The following is an 18,090-nucleotide window of genomic DNA, read 5'->3' as shown; positions in this document are numbered from 1 at the left end:
CCCGGTCATCGTTCATCGCCGGCCAACCGGCGATGAACGCACTACAAATCTAACTGGCCCTCACCGCGACAAACGCCGCCGTCACATAAGGCACCGTCACCACATCCTTGCCCCGCAATTCGGGCTCTGCGGCGATCAGCCCGCGAATTTGCCCATCCACCTTCACCCGCTCCTGCGCGGATAAAGCCGCGACAAAACTAGTGGACACCCAGATCCACCACGAACCTGTGCGCGCGTGCCTCGAAAAGACCGCCAGAAAGAAATGAATAATTGTTCACCCTGCGGTGTTCATGACAGCGAAGACTCATCATTTCGGCCTGCGGGATAACACCTTGCGTGCATGTTGCCGGGGCGTGGTTGAACTGAAACGAATAAACCAGTGGAGATCATCCATGAATACCCGTCTTACTGTTTTTACCGTTCAGCTACTGCTCGCCTTTGCGTTGTCCGCTACCCTTGCATTGGCCAATGGTGAAGATGACGCACCGGCCAGGCCCAACTGCCCGAAAGGCCAGGTCTTCGACTCCAGGTCGCAAAAATGCGTGAGGCAGACCAGCGGCGAGGTATCCGATGCCGACCGCACCGATTACGCCTATCGGTTGGCAAAGGACGGTCGCTACGAGGAAGCCCTGGCACTGCTCGACACGCTGAAAGAACCCGACACCGCCAAGGCGCTCAACTATCGCGGCTACGCTACGCGTAAACTGGGGCGCACCGACGAGGGCATCGGTTACTACCTGCAATCGGTCAAACTCGACCCGCAATACGCGCAAGTCCGCGAGTACCTCGGCGAGGCGTATGTGATCAAGGGTCGGCTGGATCTCGCCCAGGAGCAGTTGCAGCAGATAAAATCGATCTGCGGCAGCACCTGCGAGGAATACCGGGACCTGGCTGAAGCCATTAACGATTCATCGAAAACCTGACAGGACGGAGGTCGCCATCGCCAGCGATCAGGCAATACGGGCAGAGCTGGGCCAGCACCTGGCGCGCTTATGGCGCTACGGCCTGCTGCTGTCCCGGCAGCGGCATGTCGCCGAAGACCTGGTGCAGGCCACCTGCGTGCGGGCGCTGGAGTGTGCCGGGCAATTTGTCCCCGGCAGCCGCCTGGACCGCTGGCTGCTGAGCATTCTGCATTCGATCTGGCTCAACGAAGTGCGCTCGCGCCGGGTGCGTCAGGGCCAGGGGCTGGTGGATGCCGACAACGCCTTGTCGTTCGACGGTGAATACGCCGCGCAAACCCACGTGCTCGCCACGCAGGTGATTCGGCGCGTCGATGCGCTGCCTGAAGCGCAACGCGAAACGGTATTTCTGGCCTACGTGGAGGGCCTGTCCTATCGCGAAGTCGCCGAAGTCCTGGACGTGCCCATCGGCACGGTCATGAGCCGCCTGGCCGCGGCGCGGGCGAAACTGGCCGAGTACCCGCCCTTGCACGCGGTGTCGAACCCTTCCACAGGAGAACGTCGATGAACGATCACACGATGCCTACGGACGAGCAACTGGTGGCCTACCTCGACGACCAACTCGATAGCGATCAGCGCAGCCGCATCGACGCAGTCATCGCCGAAGACTCGATGCTCAACCTGCGCCTTCAATGGCTGGCCCGCAGCAGCCTGCCGTTCAAGGCCGCCTACGACGAACTGGCGCAACAGGCGCCCGTGGACCGCCTGCAAGCGATGCTCGACACCTTGCCCTCGCCTGCCCGGCCGGCGATAAATCGGCGCCGGTTCCTCGCGGCGGCAGCCGGCCTGGTGTTGAGCGGCGTGCTCGCGGACCGGTTGTTCCTTGGCTGGCAGGCGAGCCAGCACAAATCCAGCTGGCGAGGGCTGGTGGCGGACTACATGTCGATGTACGTGCCGCAAACCCTGGAACACTTGCCCAGCGACGAAGCCACTCAACGCGCGCAATTGCACACCATCGACGCACGCCTGGGGCTGCGCCTTTTGCCGGCTCAATTGAGCCTGCCACGCGTTGAGCTCAAACGCGCACAAATCCTCGAATACGACGGCATGCCCATCGCCCAGATTACGTATCTGGACCCGGCGCACGGCCCCATGGCGTTGTGCGTCACCCGCTCAAACAGCGGCAGTCGCCACTTCGCCCACGAGCGTCGGCACGGAATGAACGTGGTGTATTGGGCGGACATGGAACATGCGTGGATGCTGATCGGGCACAACCCGGCGTCGGAGCTGGAGGAGATGGCGAAGGTGTTGCGCAGTCGGCTAAGCGCGTGACCTGTAGGAGCCGGCTTGCTGGCGATGGGGCCATCAGACATTGCGTTGAATTCAAGGACGCCATCGCCGGCAAGCCGGCTCCTACACAGGTTTTGCGGCGGTCATCAGGCCGGGACCGGTAACCACAAACGGAACCGTGCGCCGCCCAGCGGAGACGGTTCGACGGTGAGCGTGCCGCCCTGTGCCTCCAGCGCCCGCCGACTGATCGCCAATCCCAGGCCAAAGCCACCCGTCGCCCGATCGCGACTGCGATCCAGTCGATAAAACGGCTCGAAAATCCGCTCGCGTTCGTCATCGGGAATGCCGATCCCGTCGTCATCGACCCAGATTTCACACCCCTTGGCACAGACCTGAACCCCGATCTGAATACGCTTCTCGCAGTAGCGCATCGCGTTGCGCAGCAGGTTCTGAATCGCCCGGGCAGTCAGCCGAGGATCGAGTGTGAAGCGTTCGAGCTGGCCGTGAAGCAGCACGTCGATCACGATTTCAGGGGATTCCAGCTCCTCATCGACACTGCCCAGAATGCTGTCGATGAACTCATCCAGCGACACTTCCACCTGTTCCGGTAGCCGGGCCGGATTTTGCAAGCGGCTATAGGACAGCAGCTCCAGCACCAACTCATCCAGTTCACGAATGTGCGCGACCAGCCCTTGCAGGCGCTCCCGACTGGCAGCCGGCAAATCGTCGGACAGTGCCAGCGCGAGGCCAAAATCCAGGCGGGTCAGCGGTGTGCGCAACTCGTGAGAAACCGCGTTGAGCAAATCCCGCTGCTGGTTCAGCAGGTTTTCGATATCGCCGGCCATGGTGTCGAAAACGTTGGCCAGGCTGCCGATGTTGGAGTGGGTGGGGATCTGGGTGCGCTCGCTCAAATGCCCCTTGCCGAAGCGTTCAGCCGTGCCTTTGAGCCGCTCCAGGTCGCGCCAGTGCGGGCGCAGCCACAGCAACAGGCACGCGAGCATGGTCGCGCCGATCAGCACGTTGATGCTCCAGTACAGCAAATTCACGTCCAGCGGGTCCGGCGGCACGACCATTTGCACGACGGTTTGCGAGTTCAACGGTGCCACCGCCAGCGTGCGCCAGCCCCAGTCGCCGATGCGCACGACATTCTCGCCACGCTGCAAACGTTTCTGTTCCGTCAGGGTCAGGCCGTCATCGTCATTGCGGCTGAGGACGATGTGCAGCGGGTTGAACTCCTTGTCCATCTCCGCCGCCAACGCCGGCCACTGCGTTTCGGGCACGGCGTGAAACTGTTTGACGATCAGCGACTGCAACCCGCGCGAGTAATCGAGGTTGTAGGTGACAAAGCGCTCCTGGAAGACCTTGATCACCACGTCCGGCACCAGATAGATCGCCGCGCTGTACGAAATGATCGTCACCAGGTACAGGCGAAAGAGGATTCTGAACATCGCCTCAGCATTCCCACTCGGAACGGCTGAACAGGTAACCCTTGCCCCAAACAGTCTTGATCTTGCGCGCCTCGCCGGCGTGGTCGTCGAACTTGCGTCGCAGTTTGGAAATCGCCACGTCCACCGAGCGGTCGGTGCCGTTGAATTCGATGCCGCGCAGGCGTTGCAGAATCTGGTCGCGGCTCAACACTTCGCCGGCATGCCGGGCCAGCACCACCAGCAAGTTGTATTCGCCGCTGGACAGCTCGACCAGTTGTTCACGCCAGGTCACGGTGCGTTCGGACAGGTCGATGCACAAATTGCCCATGAGGATGCGGTCGTTGGCAGTCTGCGGTTCGCTGAGGCTGCTGCGGCGCAACAGCGTACGAACGCGGGCCAGCAACACGCGGGGTTCGCAGGGTTTGGTGACGTAGTCATCGGCGCCCATTTCCAGGCCCAGCACCTGATCGTGGCTGTCGTCGCGGGCAGTGAGCATCAGGATCGGCAGCGTGGCCGAATCCGCGCGCAACAAGCGACAGACTTGCAGGCCGTCGAGGCCCGGCAACATCAGGTCGAGGATCACCAGGTCCGGCGGATTGACCCGCGCACGCTCGCGCACGTGGTCGCCGCGGCTGATCACGCTGACGGAGTAGCCGTTGCGTTCCAGGTAGCTGGAAATCAACTCGGAGAGCGCGGTGTCGTCTTCGACCAGGAGGATGTTGGGCATGGGTGTTTCCAGAGAGTGCAGTGGCGGCTGTTCAGGCCTCTTCGCGGGCAAGCCTCGCTCCTACAGGGATTGTTGTCGGTCATGGATTTCGCGGACGACACAAATCCTGTAGGAGCGAGGCTTGCCCGCGAAGGCGGCCTGACAGGCGCAATAAATTTCAAGCCGTGAAGGATATACGCCCTCACCCGCGCCTGAGCAAAACCATTACACAATTTCACACAGCACCAACAAAGCTTCACCGCTACCCTCGTCGCCTCCCCGTAGGATGCGGGAGTTCATTATTGGGGTATTTACATGTCGAAGAACCTGCTTGCCAAGCTCAGCCTGCTTGCCCTGGCGTTGACGCTGAGCGCGTGTGACAAATCCACGAGCGCTGAAGAGCAGGCGCCGTTGGCCACCGTGCGCATCGAGACCATCAAACCGCGGCCCCTGTCGATCACCAGCGAATTGAGCGGACGGATCGCCGCGCCACGGATTGCCGAAGTGCGCGCCCGTGTCGCCGGCGTGGTGTTGCAACGCGCCTTCCACGAAGGCAGCGACGTGAAAAAAGGCGATGTGCTTTTCCGCATCGATCCGGCACCGTTCAAGGCTGACCTGGACAGCGCCGAAGCCTCGCTGCGCAAGGCCGAGGCCAACGCCTACCAGGCCAGGCTGCAAGAACAGCGCTACGCCCAGTTGATCGAAGGCAATGCCATCAGCGGCCAGGATTACGACAACGCCCGGGCCGCCGTACGGCAAACCGCCGCTGAAGTCGCGGCCAATAAAGCCGCCGTGGATCGAGCGAAGTTGAATCTCGGGTACGCCACCGTCACCGCCCCCATTTCCGGGCGCATCGGCCGCGCACTCGTCACCGAAGGCGCATTGGTCGGGCAGAACGAAACCACGCCGCTGGCATTGATCCAGCAGTTGAACCCGATTCATGCCGACCTCACCCAGTCGACCCGCGAACTCAACGACCTGCGCCGCGCCTTCCGTTCCGGTCAGTTGCAGGAAGTGGGTCAGGGTCAGGCCAAAGCCACGCTGATTCAGGACGACGGCAGCCTCTATCCGCTGCCGGGCAAGCTGCTGTTCACCGACATCACCGTCGATCCGGGCACCGGCCAGATCATCCTGCGCAGCGAGTTTCCCAACCCGGACCTCGACTTGCTGCCGGGCAGCTTCGTGCGGGTGCGCCTGGAACAAGCGGTGAACCAGCAAGGCATCAGCGTGCCGCAACGCGCCATTCAACGCGACAGCGCGGGTGTTGCGCAGGTGCTGGTGCTCGATGCGGAACTGCGCGTCGGCCAGCAAACCGTAGAGCTGGGCGCCGTGCAAAACGATCGCTGGATCGTCACTGCAGGCCTCAAGTCCGGCGACCGCATCGTCATCGAAGGCCTGCAACACGCCAAGCCCGGCGAGAAAGTACAGATCGACGACTCCCCTCTTCCACTTGCCCAGGTTTCTGGTCAGTAAGCAGGACGCTTTTCTATGCCGCAGTTCTTTATCGACCGCCCGGTGTTCGCCTGGGTGGTTGCCCTGTTCATCCTGCTGGCCGGTGCCCTGTCCATTCCGCAGTTGCCGGTGGCGCAGTACCCCGATGTCGCGCCACCGCAGATCGAAATCTACGCCGTGTACCCGGGCGCCTCGGCGCAAACCGTGGACGAAAGCGTGGTCAGCCTGATCGAGGAAGAGCTCAACGGCGCCGATCACCTGTTGTATTTCGAATCGCAAAGCAGCCTCGGCAGCGCCACGATCAAGGCGACTTTTCAACCGGGCACCAACCCGGAGATGGCTCAGGTGGATGTGCAGAACCGCCTGAAAGTCATCGAGTCGCGCCTGCCGCAGGCGGTCAACCAGCAAGGTTTGCAGGTGGAGAAAGTCTCCGCCGGTTTCCTGTTGCTGATCACCCTGACGTCTACTGACGGCAAACTCGACGACGTGGCGCTCAGCGATTACCTGGCGCGCAACGTGATGAACGAGATCAAGCGCCTGGACGGTGTCGGCAAGGCCCAGCTGTACGGCGCCGAGCGGGCGATGCGGATCTGGATCGACCCGCAGAAACTGATCGGTTTCAACCTGACACCGGCCGACGTCAACGCGGCCATCGTTGCGCAGAACGCCCAGGTTTCGGCCGGCAGCATCGGCGACCTGCCGACCCGCACCACCCAGGAAATCACCGCAACCGTTCTGGTCAAAGGCCAGCTGTCGACCCCGGAAGAATTCGCTGACATCGTGCTCAAGGCCAATCCGGACGGTTCCACCGTGCGCATCGGTGATGTGGCGCGGGTCGAGATCGGCAGTCAGGAATACCAGTTTGGCACGCGTCTGAACGGCAAGCCGTCCACCGCCGTCGGCGTGCAATTGTCGCCCGGCGCCAACGCCCTCAGCACTGCGACGCTGGTGCGGGCGAAGATGGATGAACTGGCGCGCTACTTCCCGGCCAATGTGGAATACAAGATCCCGTACGACACCTCGCCTTTCGTCAAAGTCTCGATCACCAAAGTGGTTTACACCCTGATCGAAGCGATGGTGCTGGTGTTCGCGGTGATGTTCCTGTTCCTGCAAAACTTCCGCTACACGCTGATTCCGACCCTCGTGGTGCCAGTGGCGCTGATGGGCACCTTTGCGACCATGCTCGCGCTGGGGTTCTCGATCAACGTACTGACCATGTTCGGCATGGTGCTGGCCATCGGCATTCTGGTGGACGACGCCATCGTGGTGGTGGAAAACGTCGAACGGATCATGGCCACCGAAGGCCTGTCGCCCAAAGAGGCGACGCGCAAAGCGATGAAGCAGATCACCGGGGCGATCATCGGCATCACCCTGGTGCTGGTCGCCGTGTTTATTCCAATGGCGTTCATGCAGGGTTCGGTCGGGGTGATCTACCGGCAATTCTCGCTGTCGATGGCCACCTCGATTCTGTTTTCGGCCTTCCTCGCCCTGACCTTGACCCCGGCGCTCTGCGCAACGCTGCTCAAGCCGATTGCCAAGGGTGAGCATCACGCCAAGGGCGGCTTCTTCGGCTGGTTCAACCGACGCTTCGAGCAACTGACCGAGCGCTATCAGGGCTGGGTCGCTTATGCGCTGAAATGCAGCGGTCGTTACCTGCTGATCTACGGCGTGCTGCTGATCGGTCTGGGGCTGTGCTTCAGTCGTCTGCCCTCTTCGTTCCTGCCGGTGGAGGATCAGGGTTACACCATCACCGACATTCAACTGCCACCCGGTGCGAGCAAAAATCGCACGTTGCAGGTGGTCGAGCAGATCGAAGCGCACAACGCCACCGAACCGGGCGTCGGCGACAGCACGGTGATTCTTGGCTTCAGCTTCTCCGGCAGCGGGCAGAACGCGGCGTTGGCGTTTACCACGTTGAAAGACTGGTCGGATCGCGGCAGCGACGACTCGGCGAGTTCGATTGCCGACCGCGCCAACATCGCGCTGAGCCAGATCAAGGACGCCATGGCGTTCTCGGTCCTGCCGCCGCCGGTGGACGGCCTCGGTACCTCCAGCGGTTTCGAGTTCCGCTTGCAGGACCGTGGCGGTCTCGGCCATGCCACGCTAATGCAGGCGCGTACCGCGTTGCTGGCGGCCGCCGAGAAAAGTCCGATCCTGATGAACGTGCGCGAAAGCGCGCTGGCCGAAGCGCCGCAGGTGCAACTGATCGTCGACCGTAAACAGGCGAATGCGCTGGGGGTTTCGTTTACCGACATCGGCAGCGTGCTGTCCACCGCTGTCGGTTCGGCTTACATCAACGACTTCCCCAATCAGGGGCGGATGCAGCGGGTGGTGGTCCAGGCTGAAGGCGATCAACGCAGTCAGGTCGCCGACCTGCTGAAGATCCACGTGCGCAACAGCAGCGGGAAAATGGTGCCGCTGTCCGCGTTCGTCCAGGCCAAATGGACTCAGGGCCCGGCGCAGTTGACCCGTTACAACGGCTATCCGGCGATCAGTATTTCCGGTGAACCGACACCAGGCCACAGCACCGGTGAAGCCATGGCGGAAATCGAGCGACTGGTCGCGCAAGGGCCTGCGGGCCTGGGCCAGGAATGGACCGGGTTATCGCTGCAGGAACGGCTGTCCGGCAGCCAGGCGCCGATCCTGCTCGGGTTGTCGCTGTTGATCGTGTTCCTGTGCCTGGCGGCGTTGTATGAGAGCTGGTCGATTCCGACTTCGGTGCTGCTGGTGGTGCCGCTCGGCGTGCTCGGCGCGGTGTTGGCCGTGACCTTGCGCGGGATGCCCAACGACGTGTTCTTCAAGGTCGGGCTGATCACCATCATCGGCCTGTCGGCGAAGAACGCGATCCTGATCATCGAGTTCGCCAAGAGCCTGTACGACGAAGGCCACGACCTGATCGACGCCACCCTGCAAGCCGCGCGCCTGCGTCTGCGGCCAATCGTCATGACGTCCCTGGCGTTCATCCTCGGCGTCGTGCCGCTGGCGATCGCCACAGGCGCGAGCTCGGCAAGCCAGCAAGCCATCGGCACCGGGGTGATTGGCGGGATGATCACCGCGACACTGGCGGTGGTGTTTGTGCCGGTGTTTTTTGTGGTGGTGATGAAACTGGTGCGTAAACGCCACAAAAACATCTGACCGCACACATCCCCCTTGTAGGAGCGAGGCTTGCCCGCGAAGGCGTTGTAACAGTCAATAATTAACTCGACTGACACACCGCCTTCGCGGGCAAGCCTCGCTCCTACAGGGATCGTGGTTGGTCAGAGGGGGCCACGCTGGGCTAAGGTGTTTGCAATACCCCAACCCATCGAGCCTCCATGCCCTTCCTCGCCCGCACCCACCCTCGCCTGTCCGCCGCTGCGACCCTCGGTGTTGCGGTGGGCATTCTGGCTCCGGCCGATTCGATCATCAGCAAAATCCTCTTCGGCTGGAACGCCGGGGTCTGGTCGTATCTGGTGCTGATGCTCTGGCTCGCCGCCCGCGCCAAAGCGCCGGATGTGAAACGCATTGCCGAAGTCGAAGACGAGAACGCCGGGCTGGTGCTGTTCGTGGTGTGCATCGCCGCCATCGCCAGCCTGGCGACCATCACCTTCGAACTGGTCGGCAGCAAGGACCTGGAAACCACCCGCAAGCTGTTGCATTACGGGTTTACCGCACTGACCGTCATCGGTTCATGGCTGTTGATCGGGGTGATTTTCAGCGTGCATTACGCCCGCCTGTTCTACACCTGGGCCGGCAAAGACCAGGCTTTGCGCTTCGCTGAAGGGCTTACCACCCCCAATTATTGGGACTTCCTGTATTTCTCGTTCACCATCAGCGCAGCCGTGCAGACCTCCGATGTCGGCGTGGCCACTCGGGAATTGCGCAAGATTGTGCTCGCGCAGTCGCTGATCGGTTTTCTGTTCAACACCGCGATTCTCGGATTCTCGATCAACATCGCTGCGGGCCTGTTCAACTGAGCCGTGCACAAACGTTCTAGGCATCGCCCTCGCCACGGGCGTTAAATAACCCGGCAATCCGTCTCGCAGGTGCAGCATGACCACTCACAACTGGATCGACCTGGCCCAGGACGCCGACACCGGCATCGAGACGCTGCGCGCGCATTTCGAGGGCCACGCCTACGATCCGCACTGGCATGACAGCTATCTGGTGGGCGTCACCGAGCAAGGGGTGCAGCAATTCAACTGCCGGCGGGCCCGGCACCAGAGCACGCCGGGCAAGGTGTTTTTGCTCGAACCGGGTGACATCCATGATGGCGAAGCACCGACGGTCGACGGTTTCACCTACCGCATGCTGTACCTCGACCCGCAATGGTTGAAGCGCGAACTCAGTGCCGTGTTCGACAACGCGCCGGACAACAGTCAATTGAGCTTCGCCAATACCCTGGCCACCGACGTGCGCCTGGCCCACGCCACCAGCCTGGCGTTTCAGGCGCTGCACAACGGCGAGCTGAAAATCGTCCGCCAGACGGCCCTCGACAGCCTGCTCGAACGCCTCACCACTCACCTGCACTGGCGTGCCCGTTATGGCGAAGACCCGCGATTGCCGTTGGTGGCGCAAAAGGCTCGGGAGTATCTGCACGCCCATGCCCACGAGGACATCGGCCTCGACCAACTGGCCGCCGCAACGGGCGTCGATCGCTTTCGCCTGACCCGCGCGTTCAAGGCTGCTTACGGCATCGCCCCGCACGCCTATCTGGTGCAATTGCGCCTGGCCACGGCCCGCAGAATGCTGGCCCGAGGCGAACAACCGGCCACGGTGGCCATGACGTTGGGGTTCGCCGACCAGAGTCATCTGGGCCGTTGGTTCGTGCGGGCCTACGGCCTGACGCCCGCGTTGTATCGCAAGCGCTGCTCAAATCTTCCAGACAGTTGACCGTGGGATTGTGAAGATCGACTTCAAAGATCTTCACCGGAGTTTGCCCGCGATGCTGTCCACTTTCCCGACGTTACTGCCCTTCCTGTTGTTTGCGTTCGTGGCGTCGATCACGCCCGGCCCGACCAACATTCTGGTGTTGAGCAACAGTGCCCGATACGGCTTGGTGGCCGCCGTGCCGATCATCTTCGGCGCCTGTGCCAGCGCCGCGACAATTGTGTTGTTGGTCGGCAGCGGTGCCGGAGCGTCGTTGACCGCTTGGCCCTTCGTGCAAACCGCCATGCAGTGGATCGGCGTGGCTTGGCTGAGTTACCTCGCCTGGCAAATTTTCAACGCCCCGGCAGAGGCCGTCACCACCCAAGATGCCGATGCCCGGCTCGGTCTTTTGGGCACTGCCGGCCTGCAACTGATCAACCCGAAAACCTGGATGATGGCGCTGGCGGTTGTCAGTGTATTTGCCGGGGCCGGCGAACAGCGCCTGACCCATGTGATGGTGTTGTCGCTGGCGTTCTTTCTGATTTCCCTGCCCTGCCTTGGGGTCTGGGCGTTGCTCGGCGCGGGCTCCACGCGCTGGTTGCGCTCACCTCGCTCAATGCAACGCTTCAATCGCTGCATGGCCCTGTTGCTGTTGGGATCGGCCTGGTTGAGTCTTTGGGCCTGAATCCCATTCGTCGGCCATTGTCGGACAATCGACGATGCGGGGCTTGACGGCATATTCGCTTTTGGTGTCTTCTGAAACCGGTTTCAGTGCGATCTCAAACGCACGGACCTTATAACTCCAATAAGAAGGTTTCAGACCGTGAACGATTTCTCCGCCGCCCAGCGCAGCCGCGTGACCATGCTTGATGTCGCCGAACACGCCAAGGTCTCCAAGGCCAGCGTGTCGCGGTTCATCGGCGAGGATCGCGCCTTGCTGTCCGATGCGATTGCGTTGCGCATCGAACAGTCGATTGCCGAACTGGGTTATCGCCCGAACCAGATGGCTCGCGGTCTGAAACGTGGACGAACCCGCCTGATCGGCATGCTGGTCGCCGACATCCGCAACCCTTATTCGATTGCCGTGATGCATGGGGTGGAAACCGCCTGCCGTCAACACGGCTACAGCCTGGTGGTGTGCAACACCGACCGCGATGACGAGCAGGAATGCCAGCACCTGGCCCTGCTGCGCTCGTACAACATCGAAGGGCTGATCGTGAACACCCTCGGCCACCACCGCGACGAATTGCAGGAACTGCATCGGGAGATGCCCTTGGTGCTGGTGGACCGCAAGGTCGAGCACCTCGAAAGTGACATGGTCGGGCTGGACAACCCGGCAGCGGTCGAGATCGCCATCGCCCACCTTGAAGAACGCGGTTACCGCGATGTGCTGCTGGTCACCGAACCGTTTGACGGCACCAGTTCGCGGATCGAACGGGTCAGCAGTTTCAAGGCGCAGATCGCCCGGCGTTCGGCGCTGCGCGGAACGATGATCGAAACCGGTAGTGACCTCACGGCAAACCTCAAAACCTTTCTCGATACCCCCGGCCCCGGCCCGAAGGCGCTGTTCTGCGCGAACGGGATTGCGGCGCTGGCCGCGACCCATGCGTTGCGCGAATTGCAGTGCACGTTGTTCGAGGATGTCGGCTTGATCGCCCTCGATGATCTGGATTGGTACCCGCTGGTGGGCAGCGGCATCACCGCCCTCGCCCAACCGACGACCGAGATGGGTGCAAGTGCGTTTGAATGCTTGCTCAAGCGCTTGCGCGGAGATGGCGGGCCGGTGCGGACGATGGATTTTTCGGCGCGGTTGATTGTGCGTGGGTCGACCAGAGGGAATCTTCGGTGAATGTGAAGGCCTCATCGCTAGCAGGCTAGCTCCCACATTGGATTTGCGAACATAGCGCCACTGTGGGAGCTAGCCTGCTCGCGATGAGGCCCGAAAGACCACCACAAAATTTCATCCTTTTTTTTGAACAAAAATGAAACCGGTTTCAGAGGTCCATGACAATGCATAAACCACCCGTTTCCATCAGCCTCTCCAGCTACGGCGCCGACCTCGTCCGCCAGCGCGGTCAAGGCAGTTTCATCGATATCCTCGCCGCTGCGGGCGCCAGCCACATCGAATGGCGCGAAGAATTGCTGACCGTCGAAGACCCCGCCCAACTGGCCGATGCCACCCAGGCGCAAGGCCTCGAAAGCGTGTATTCCTCGCCGATGGAACTGTGGCTGGCCGGCCAGTCGAAACCCAATCCGCAACTGATCACCGCCCTGCAACGCGCCCAGGCCTTCGGCGCCAAATGGCTGAAGGTGTCCCTTGGTTACTTCACCGACACCAGCGACCTGCAAACCCTCGCCCGGATCCTGGGCAAAAGCGCCGTGCAACTGCTGGTGGAAAACGATCAGACCCTGCACGGTGGCCGCATCGAACCGTTCCAGCGTTTTTTCGCAGCGGTCGAGCAACACAATCTGCCGATCAAAATGACCTTCGACATCGGCAACTGGCACTGGCAGGACCAGTCCGCCAGCAGCGCCGCGCGCCTGCTCGGGCGCCACGTTGGCTACGTGCACTGCAAAGCCGTGTCACGCCGGGCCGATGGCAAACTGGTCGCCATGCCGCCTGCTGCCAGCGACCTGCATTCGTGGGAACAACTGCTGCGGCACATGGCCCAAGGCGTGATGCGGGCCGCGGAATATCCGCTGCAAGCCGATGACCTGGTGCAGCTCACCACCGAGCATGTCGCCGCCCTCGCCCACTTGGGGCAAGCACGCCTGGAGAGCGCTCATGTCTGAGATCGATATCCTGTCGTTCGGCGAAACCATGGCGATGTTTGTCGCCGATCAAAATGGCGACCTCGCCAACGTCGACCACTTCCACAAACGCATTGCCGGGGCCGACAGCAACGTCGCCATCGGTTTATCGCGACTGGGGTTCAAGGTGACGTGGCTGAGCCGGGTCGGTGACGACTCTCTGGGCCGCTTCGTAATCGACACCTTGAAAAAGGAAGGCCTGGATTGCAGTAACGTTGCCCTCGATGCCGCACACCCGACAGGGTTTCAGCTCAAGTCACGTACCGACGATGGCGACGATCCCAGGGTCGAGTACTTTCGGCGCGGCTCGGCGGCGAGTCATCTGTCGCCGCAGTCGATCATCCCCGAACTGCTCAAGGCGCGGCACTTGCACGCCACCGGCATTCCTCCGGCACTCTCGGAAACGGCGCGACAGATGTCTTTCGAACTGATGACGCGCATGCGCGAAGCCGGGCGCAGCGTGTCCTTCGACCCGAACCTGCGCCCGAGCCTGTGGGCCAGCACGCAACAGATGATCAGCGAAATCAACCGCCTCGCCGCCCTCGCCGACTGGGTGCTGCCGGGTTTGAGCGAAGGTCGCTTGCTGACCGGCTATGAAGACCCGGCTGACATCGCCGCGTTTTACCTCGACCAGGGTGCCGAAGCGGTGGCGATCAAGCTCGGCCCGCACGGCGCGTATTACCGCACGCATCTGGATGAAGGTTTCGTGGCGGGTGTGCCCGTGGAAACAGTGGTCGACACGGTCGGTGCCGGTGACGGGTTTGCCGTCGGCATGATCAGCGCGCTGCTGGAAAACCACAGCGTTGCCGACGCCGTGAAACGCGCCAACTGGATTGGCAGCCGTGCGGTACAGAGTCGCGGGGATATGGAGGGGTTGCCGACCCGATCCGAGATGTCCATCGAATTCGAGACCGCTGTTCGCGGGCAAGCCTCGCTCCTACAGGTTTAGCGCGAACCTGTAGGAGCGAAGCTTGCTCGCGAAGAGGCCATCACTACCACTGCAAAAGCTTGATCTGACCCGTTACCTGCTGCGACAAAAACAACAAGCTCAGGAGCACCACTCATGAAAACCGCAACGCTCGCCACCCGCCGCTGGTGGTACATCATGCCCATCGTATTCATCACCTATAGCCTGGCGTACCTGGACCGCGCCAACTACGGATTCGCCGCCGCCTCCGGGATGGCCGCCGACTTGATGATCACGCCAGGCCTGTCGTCGATGCTCGGCGCACTGTTCTTCCTCGGCTACTTTTTCTTCCAGGTGCCGGGCGCGATCTACGCGCAAAAACACAGTGTGAAGAAACTGATTTTCGTCAGCCTGATTCTCTGGGGCAGCCTGGCGACGCTCACCGGGATTGTCTCCAACGCCTACTGGCTGATCGTCATTCGCTTCATGCTCGGCGTGGTCGAAGCCGCGGTGATGCCGGCCATGCTGATCTACCTGTGCCACTGGTTCACCCGTGCCGAGCGCTCGCGGGCCAACACCTTCCTGATCCTCGGCAACCCGGTGACCATGCTCTGGATGTCGGTGGTGTCGGGCTATCTGGTGCAGCATTACAGCTGGCGCTGGATGTTTATCATCGAAGGTTTGCCGGCAGTGCTCTGGGCGTTTATCTGGTGGCGCCTGGCGGATGATCGTCCGGCCCAGGCCAAGTGGCTCAGCGACGCCGAAAAGCACGATCTGGAAAGCGCCCTCGCCGCCGAACAGGTGGGCATCAAGGCGGTGAAGAACTACGCCGAAGCCTTCCGCTCGCCGAAAGTGATCATCCTGGCCCTGCAATTTTTCTGCTGGAGCATCGGCGTCTACGGCTTCGTGCTGTGGCTGCCGTCGATCCTCAAGGCCGGCGCGCAAATGGACATGGTCGAAGCCGGCTGGCTGTCGGCGCTGCCGTATCTGGCGGCGGTGATCGGGATGCTGCTGGTGTCCTGGGGCTCGGACAAACTGCAAAAGCGCAAACGCTTTGTCTGGCCGCCGCTGCTGATCGCCTCGATTGCGTTCTACGGATCGTACGCGCTGGGCGCCGAACATTTCTGGTGGTCGTACACCCTGCTGGTGATTGCCGGGGCCTGCATGTACGCGCCTTACGGACCGTTCTTCGCGATCATCCCGGAAATCCTCCCGGCCAACGTCGCCGGTGGCGCCATGGCGTTGATCAACAGCATGGGCGCGCTGGGCTCGTTTGGCGGCTCTTATCTGGTCGGTTACCTGAACAGCTCCACCGGTTCGCCGGGCGCGTCGTACCTGCTGATGAGCGGCGCGCTGATGTTTTCGGTGGTGCTGACGATTCTCCTCAAGCCCGGCGCCAGCGACCGGGAACGTCCTGCGGTTGCGCAAACACGCCCGACCGCCGCCCATCCTTGAATTGATGCAGAGATGAATACGATGAAAAAGCAGGTCGTGCTGTACAAGAAACTCTCGCCGTTGCTGATGGCTCGCCTGCATGAGCAGACCGACGTGACGTTGATCGACAACCTCGACGCCGATGGCCTGGCGCAACTGCGCGAGGCCCTGCCCCGCGCTCACGGGTTGCTCGGTGCCAGTCTGAAACTGGACGCGGGCCTGCTGGACCTGGCGCCGAATCTGCGCGCCATCGCCAGCGTTTCGGTGGGCGTCGACAACTACGACATCGACTACCTGACCGAGCGGCGAATCCTGCTCAGCAATACCCCGGACGTGCTCACCGAAACCACCGCCGACACCGGTTTTGCGCTGATCCTCGCGACGGCCCGGCGCGTGGTGGAACTGGCGAACATGGTTCGTGCCGGCCAGTGGAACCGCAACATCGGCCCCGTGCATTTCGGCAGCGATGTGCACGGTAAAACCCTGGGCATCATTGGCATGGGGCGGATCGGCGAAGCGTTGGCCCAACGCGGGCATTTCGGTTTCGGCATGCCGGTGATCTATCACAGCCACTCGCCGAAACCGGCGGTGGAACAGCGCTTCAATGCGCAATACCGCAGCCTGCCGGAGCTGTTGCAGCAGGCCGATTTCGTTTGCCTGACATTGCCGCTGACAGTGGAAACCGAGGGGCTGATCGGTGCTGAACAGTTTGCGCTGATGCGTCCAGAGACGATCTTCATCAATATCTCGCGGGGCAAAGTGGTGGACGAGACAGCGCTGATCGAAGCGTTGCGTTCCGGGCAGATTCGCGCAGCGGGGCTGGATGTGTTCGAACGCGAACCGCTGAACCCGGACTCGCCGCTGTTGCAACTGAACAACGTGGTGGCAACGCCGCACATTGGCTCGGCGACCCATGAGACGCGCGAAGCGATGGCGACGTGTGCGGTGGACAATCTGTTGGCAGCGTTGGCGGGTGAGCGGCCGAAGAATCTGGTGAATACGCGGGCCTGGAAGGATTAAGAGATGTAGCGCCCGTCAGTCAGTCTTCGCGGGCAAGCCTCGCTCCTACAGAGGAATCGCGAACTTCTGTAGGAGCGAGGCTTGCCCGCGAAGAGGCCCTCAGGCGCGCCGAGCTTCCAAAAGATCCGCCGCACACAACGCAATCCGTCGACACGCATCCGCCAGTTTCCGTTGATCCACCACCAACCCGATCCGGATGTGCCCCGCAGCGCTCGGCCCGAACGCTTCGCCGGCCAGCACCGAAACGCCATAGCCCTCCAGCAGGCGCTCGGCGAAGTGCTGGGCAGACAACCCGGTCTGGCGCACATCAACCATCACAAACATCCCGCCATCCGGCCGAACCGCCCGCACCCCCGGGCACGCACTCAGGCTCGCGCACACCAGGTCACGGCGTTGACGGTATTCTTCGCGCATCATCGCCACTTCCGGCAGATCACCCTCCAGCGCAACCTGCGCCGCCTTCTGCACAAAGTCCGGAATGCCGAACAGCATGCACAACGACAGATGTTCCAGATGGTCAATCAAGGGTTTGGGCCCGATCACCCAACCGACCCGCCAGCCGCTCATGGCATGGGATTTCGACAGGCTGTTGAGCGTCGCGGTGCGCTCGGCCATGCCCGGCAGGCTGGCCGGGCTGATGTGCTCGCCCTCGTACAACAGATCGCTGTAAACCTCGTCACTGATCAACCACAGGTTGTGCCGAATGCACAGCGACGCCAGTTCCTGCCAGATCTTCAGCGACAGACTGGCACCGGAAGGGTTGTTCGGACTGTTGAGCAAAAGCGCGCGGGTTTTCGGCGTGATCAGCGCCGCGACATCCGCCGGATCAACGCGAAAGCCGTTCTCCGGACGCACCGCCACCGGCACCGCTTTCGCCCCGCAGGCGCCGAACACGCCTTCATAAGTCACGTACATCGGTTCGGCGACGATCACTTCATCGCCCGGATCAAGCAGGCATTGCACGACCGAATACACCCCGCACTGGGCGCCGGGCGTCACAATCACCTGATCCGCATCGACCTCCTGACCGCTGCAACGCCGGTGACGGTTGACGATGCTGTCGCGTAGCCCGCGACTGCCGCGCACTTGCGAGTAATGCGTGTCGCCAGCCAGCAGGCTGTCAATGCACGCCTGGACGATGGGACGCGGCGTATCGAAGTCCGGATCGCCCACCGACAACAGCAACACATCGACGCCCTGCTCTCGTAGTTCCAATGCTCGGTAATGAATCTGCCAGGCCGCAGCGCCGTCTCCGGCAATTCGTTGGGTCAAGGCTGAATAGCGCATGTATTTCTC

The 18,090-nt window shown here is 62.0% G+C and carries 16 protein-coding genes and 1 pseudogene; 13 read left to right on the top strand and 4 right to left on the bottom strand.

Features of this window, described 5'->3' with window-relative positions; all coding sequences use genetic code 11:
- Positions 1–49: 49 nt before the first annotated feature.
- Positions 50–205: pseudogene (locus IB245_RS06840) on the bottom strand (SAM-dependent methyltransferase); the annotation flags it as partial.
- A 187-nt stretch (positions 206–392) separates the two neighbouring features.
- Between IB245_RS06840 and IB245_RS06835 the strand changes: the two are divergent.
- The 3 genes from IB245_RS06835 to IB245_RS06825 are packed head-to-tail and all read left to right on the top strand — an operon-like array spanning position 393 to position 2,231.
- A complete protein-coding gene (locus IB245_RS06835) occupies positions 393–923 on the top strand; it encodes a tetratricopeptide repeat protein (protein ID WP_192227075.1) in 531 nt (176 codons plus the stop codon).
- A 46-nt stretch (positions 924–969) separates the two neighbouring features.
- A complete protein-coding gene (locus IB245_RS06830) occupies positions 970–1,467 on the top strand; it encodes an RNA polymerase sigma factor (RefSeq protein WP_202949142.1) in 498 nt (165 codons plus the stop codon).
- Positions 1,464–2,231, top strand: coding sequence for an anti-sigma factor family protein (locus tag IB245_RS06825; protein WP_008036838.1), 768 nt, complete (start codon positions 1,464–1,466; stop codon positions 2,229–2,231). Before IB245_RS06830 ends, IB245_RS06825 begins: the two co-directional genes overlap by 4 nt.
- 104 nt (positions 2,232–2,335) lie before the next feature.
- Here the strand turns inward: IB245_RS06825 and IB245_RS06820 are convergent, their stop codons facing one another.
- Complete coding sequence (locus IB245_RS06820; RefSeq protein WP_192227074.1) at positions 2,336–3,637, bottom strand: ATP-binding protein; 1,302 nt, start codon at positions 3,635–3,637, stop codon at positions 2,336–2,338.
- A 4-nt stretch (positions 3,638–3,641) separates the two neighbouring features.
- Positions 3,642–4,343, bottom strand: coding sequence for a response regulator transcription factor (locus IB245_RS06815; protein WP_008031130.1), 702 nt, complete (start codon positions 4,341–4,343; stop codon positions 3,642–3,644).
- A gap of 294 nt (positions 4,344–4,637) precedes the next feature.
- On the opposite strand from IB245_RS06815, the gene IB245_RS06810 reads away from it, so the two are divergent.
- From IB245_RS06810 to IB245_RS06765, 10 genes are all read left to right on the top strand, one after another.
- Positions 4,638–5,795 (top strand): efflux RND transporter periplasmic adaptor subunit, encoded by a 1,158-nt coding sequence (locus tag IB245_RS06810; RefSeq protein ID WP_192227073.1) that lies wholly within the window; start codon positions 4,638–4,640, stop codon positions 5,793–5,795.
- Positions 5,796–5,810: 15 nt separating this feature from the next.
- Positions 5,811–8,909 carry an efflux RND transporter permease subunit gene (locus IB245_RS06805; protein ID WP_192227072.1) on the top strand — a complete coding sequence of 1,033 codons (3,099 nt, stop codon included), beginning with the start codon at positions 5,811–5,813 and terminating at the stop codon, positions 8,907–8,909.
- Positions 8,910–9,088: 179 nt separating this feature from the next.
- Entirely contained in the window at positions 9,089–9,730 is a 642-nt protein-coding gene (locus IB245_RS06800) for a DUF1345 domain-containing protein (protein WP_192227071.1), read from the top strand.
- 76 nt (positions 9,731–9,806) lie between these two features.
- Positions 9,807–10,646: an AraC family transcriptional regulator gene (locus tag IB245_RS06795; RefSeq protein ID WP_192227070.1), complete on the top strand. Its 840-nt coding sequence runs from the start codon at positions 9,807–9,809 to the stop codon at positions 10,644–10,646.
- Between the two features lie 52 nt (positions 10,647–10,698).
- On the top strand, positions 10,699–11,307 hold the full coding sequence (locus IB245_RS06790; protein ID WP_192227069.1) for a LysE family translocator: 609 nt from the start codon (positions 10,699–10,701) through the stop codon (positions 11,305–11,307).
- A gap of 138 nt (positions 11,308–11,445) precedes the next feature.
- Positions 11,446–12,471: a LacI family DNA-binding transcriptional regulator gene (locus IB245_RS06785; RefSeq protein ID WP_192227068.1), complete on the top strand. Its 1,026-nt coding sequence runs from the start codon at positions 11,446–11,448 to the stop codon at positions 12,469–12,471.
- Between the two features lie 161 nt (positions 12,472–12,632).
- Complete coding sequence (locus IB245_RS06780; protein WP_192227067.1) at positions 12,633–13,415, top strand: sugar phosphate isomerase/epimerase family protein; 783 nt, start codon at positions 12,633–12,635, stop codon at positions 13,413–13,415.
- Positions 13,408–14,382: a sugar kinase gene (locus IB245_RS06775; RefSeq protein WP_192227066.1), complete on the top strand. Its 975-nt coding sequence runs from the start codon at positions 13,408–13,410 to the stop codon at positions 14,380–14,382. The genes IB245_RS06780 and IB245_RS06775 overlap by 8 nt, the downstream gene beginning before the upstream one ends.
- Positions 14,383–14,496: 114 nt before the next feature.
- Positions 14,497–15,795 (top strand): MFS transporter, encoded by a 1,299-nt coding sequence (locus tag IB245_RS06770; protein ID WP_008036856.1) that lies wholly within the window; start codon positions 14,497–14,499, stop codon positions 15,793–15,795.
- A 21-nt stretch (positions 15,796–15,816) separates the two neighbouring features.
- Complete coding sequence (locus IB245_RS06765; protein WP_008036858.1) at positions 15,817–16,794, top strand: bifunctional glyoxylate/hydroxypyruvate reductase B; 978 nt, start codon at positions 15,817–15,819, stop codon at positions 16,792–16,794.
- Between the two features lie 99 nt (positions 16,795–16,893).
- Here IB245_RS06765 and IB245_RS06760 read toward each other — a convergent pair whose 3' ends face one another.
- Entirely contained in the window at positions 16,894–18,081 is a 1,188-nt protein-coding gene (locus IB245_RS06760) for a pyridoxal phosphate-dependent aminotransferase (RefSeq protein ID WP_008036860.1), read from the bottom strand.
- Positions 18,082–18,090: the final 9 nt, after the last annotated feature.

The organism is Pseudomonas sp. PDM02 (assembly GCF_014852285.1).
In the GTDB taxonomy this organism is placed as follows: domain Bacteria; phylum Pseudomonadota; class Gammaproteobacteria; order Pseudomonadales; family Pseudomonadaceae; genus Aquipseudomonas; species Aquipseudomonas migulae.
Note: the sequence above shows the minus strand (reverse complement) of the source record. Positions and strands in the feature narration are given on the sequence as shown.

What these genes read in the sequence shown, in the direction of transcription:
- IB245_RS06815 (WP_008031130.1), bottom strand. Translation starts at nt 4,343, where the DNA reads ATGCCCAACATCCTCCTGGTCGAAGACGACACCGCGCTCTCCGAGTTG.
- IB245_RS06820 (WP_192227074.1), bottom strand. Translation starts at nt 3,637, where the DNA reads ATGTTCAGAATCCTCTTTCGCCTGTACCTGGTGACGATCATTTCGTAC.
- IB245_RS06760 (WP_008036860.1), bottom strand. Translation starts at nt 18,081, where the DNA reads ATGCGCTATTCAGCCTTGACCCAACGAATTGCCGGAGACGGCGCTGCG.
- IB245_RS06775 (WP_192227066.1), top strand. Translation starts at nt 13,408, where the DNA reads ATGTCTGAGATCGATATCCTGTCGTTCGGCGAAACCATGGCGATGTTT.
- IB245_RS06825 (WP_008036838.1), top strand. Translation starts at nt 1,464, where the DNA reads ATGAACGATCACACGATGCCTACGGACGAGCAACTGGTGGCCTACCTC.
- IB245_RS06800 (WP_192227071.1), top strand. Translation starts at nt 9,089, where the DNA reads ATGCCCTTCCTCGCCCGCACCCACCCTCGCCTGTCCGCCGCTGCGACC.
- IB245_RS06765 (WP_008036858.1), top strand. Translation starts at nt 15,817, where the DNA reads ATGAAAAAGCAGGTCGTGCTGTACAAGAAACTCTCGCCGTTGCTGATG.
- IB245_RS06810 (WP_192227073.1), top strand. Translation starts at nt 4,638, where the DNA reads ATGTCGAAGAACCTGCTTGCCAAGCTCAGCCTGCTTGCCCTGGCGTTG.
- IB245_RS06770 (WP_008036856.1), top strand. Translation starts at nt 14,497, where the DNA reads ATGAAAACCGCAACGCTCGCCACCCGCCGCTGGTGGTACATCATGCCC.
- IB245_RS06795 (WP_192227070.1), top strand. Translation starts at nt 9,807, where the DNA reads ATGACCACTCACAACTGGATCGACCTGGCCCAGGACGCCGACACCGGC.
- IB245_RS06780 (WP_192227067.1), top strand. Translation starts at nt 12,633, where the DNA reads ATGCATAAACCACCCGTTTCCATCAGCCTCTCCAGCTACGGCGCCGAC.
- IB245_RS06790 (WP_192227069.1), top strand. Translation starts at nt 10,699, where the DNA reads ATGCTGTCCACTTTCCCGACGTTACTGCCCTTCCTGTTGTTTGCGTTC.
- IB245_RS06835 (WP_192227075.1), top strand. Translation starts at nt 393, where the DNA reads ATGAATACCCGTCTTACTGTTTTTACCGTTCAGCTACTGCTCGCCTTT.
- IB245_RS06805 (WP_192227072.1), top strand. Translation starts at nt 5,811, where the DNA reads ATGCCGCAGTTCTTTATCGACCGCCCGGTGTTCGCCTGGGTGGTTGCC.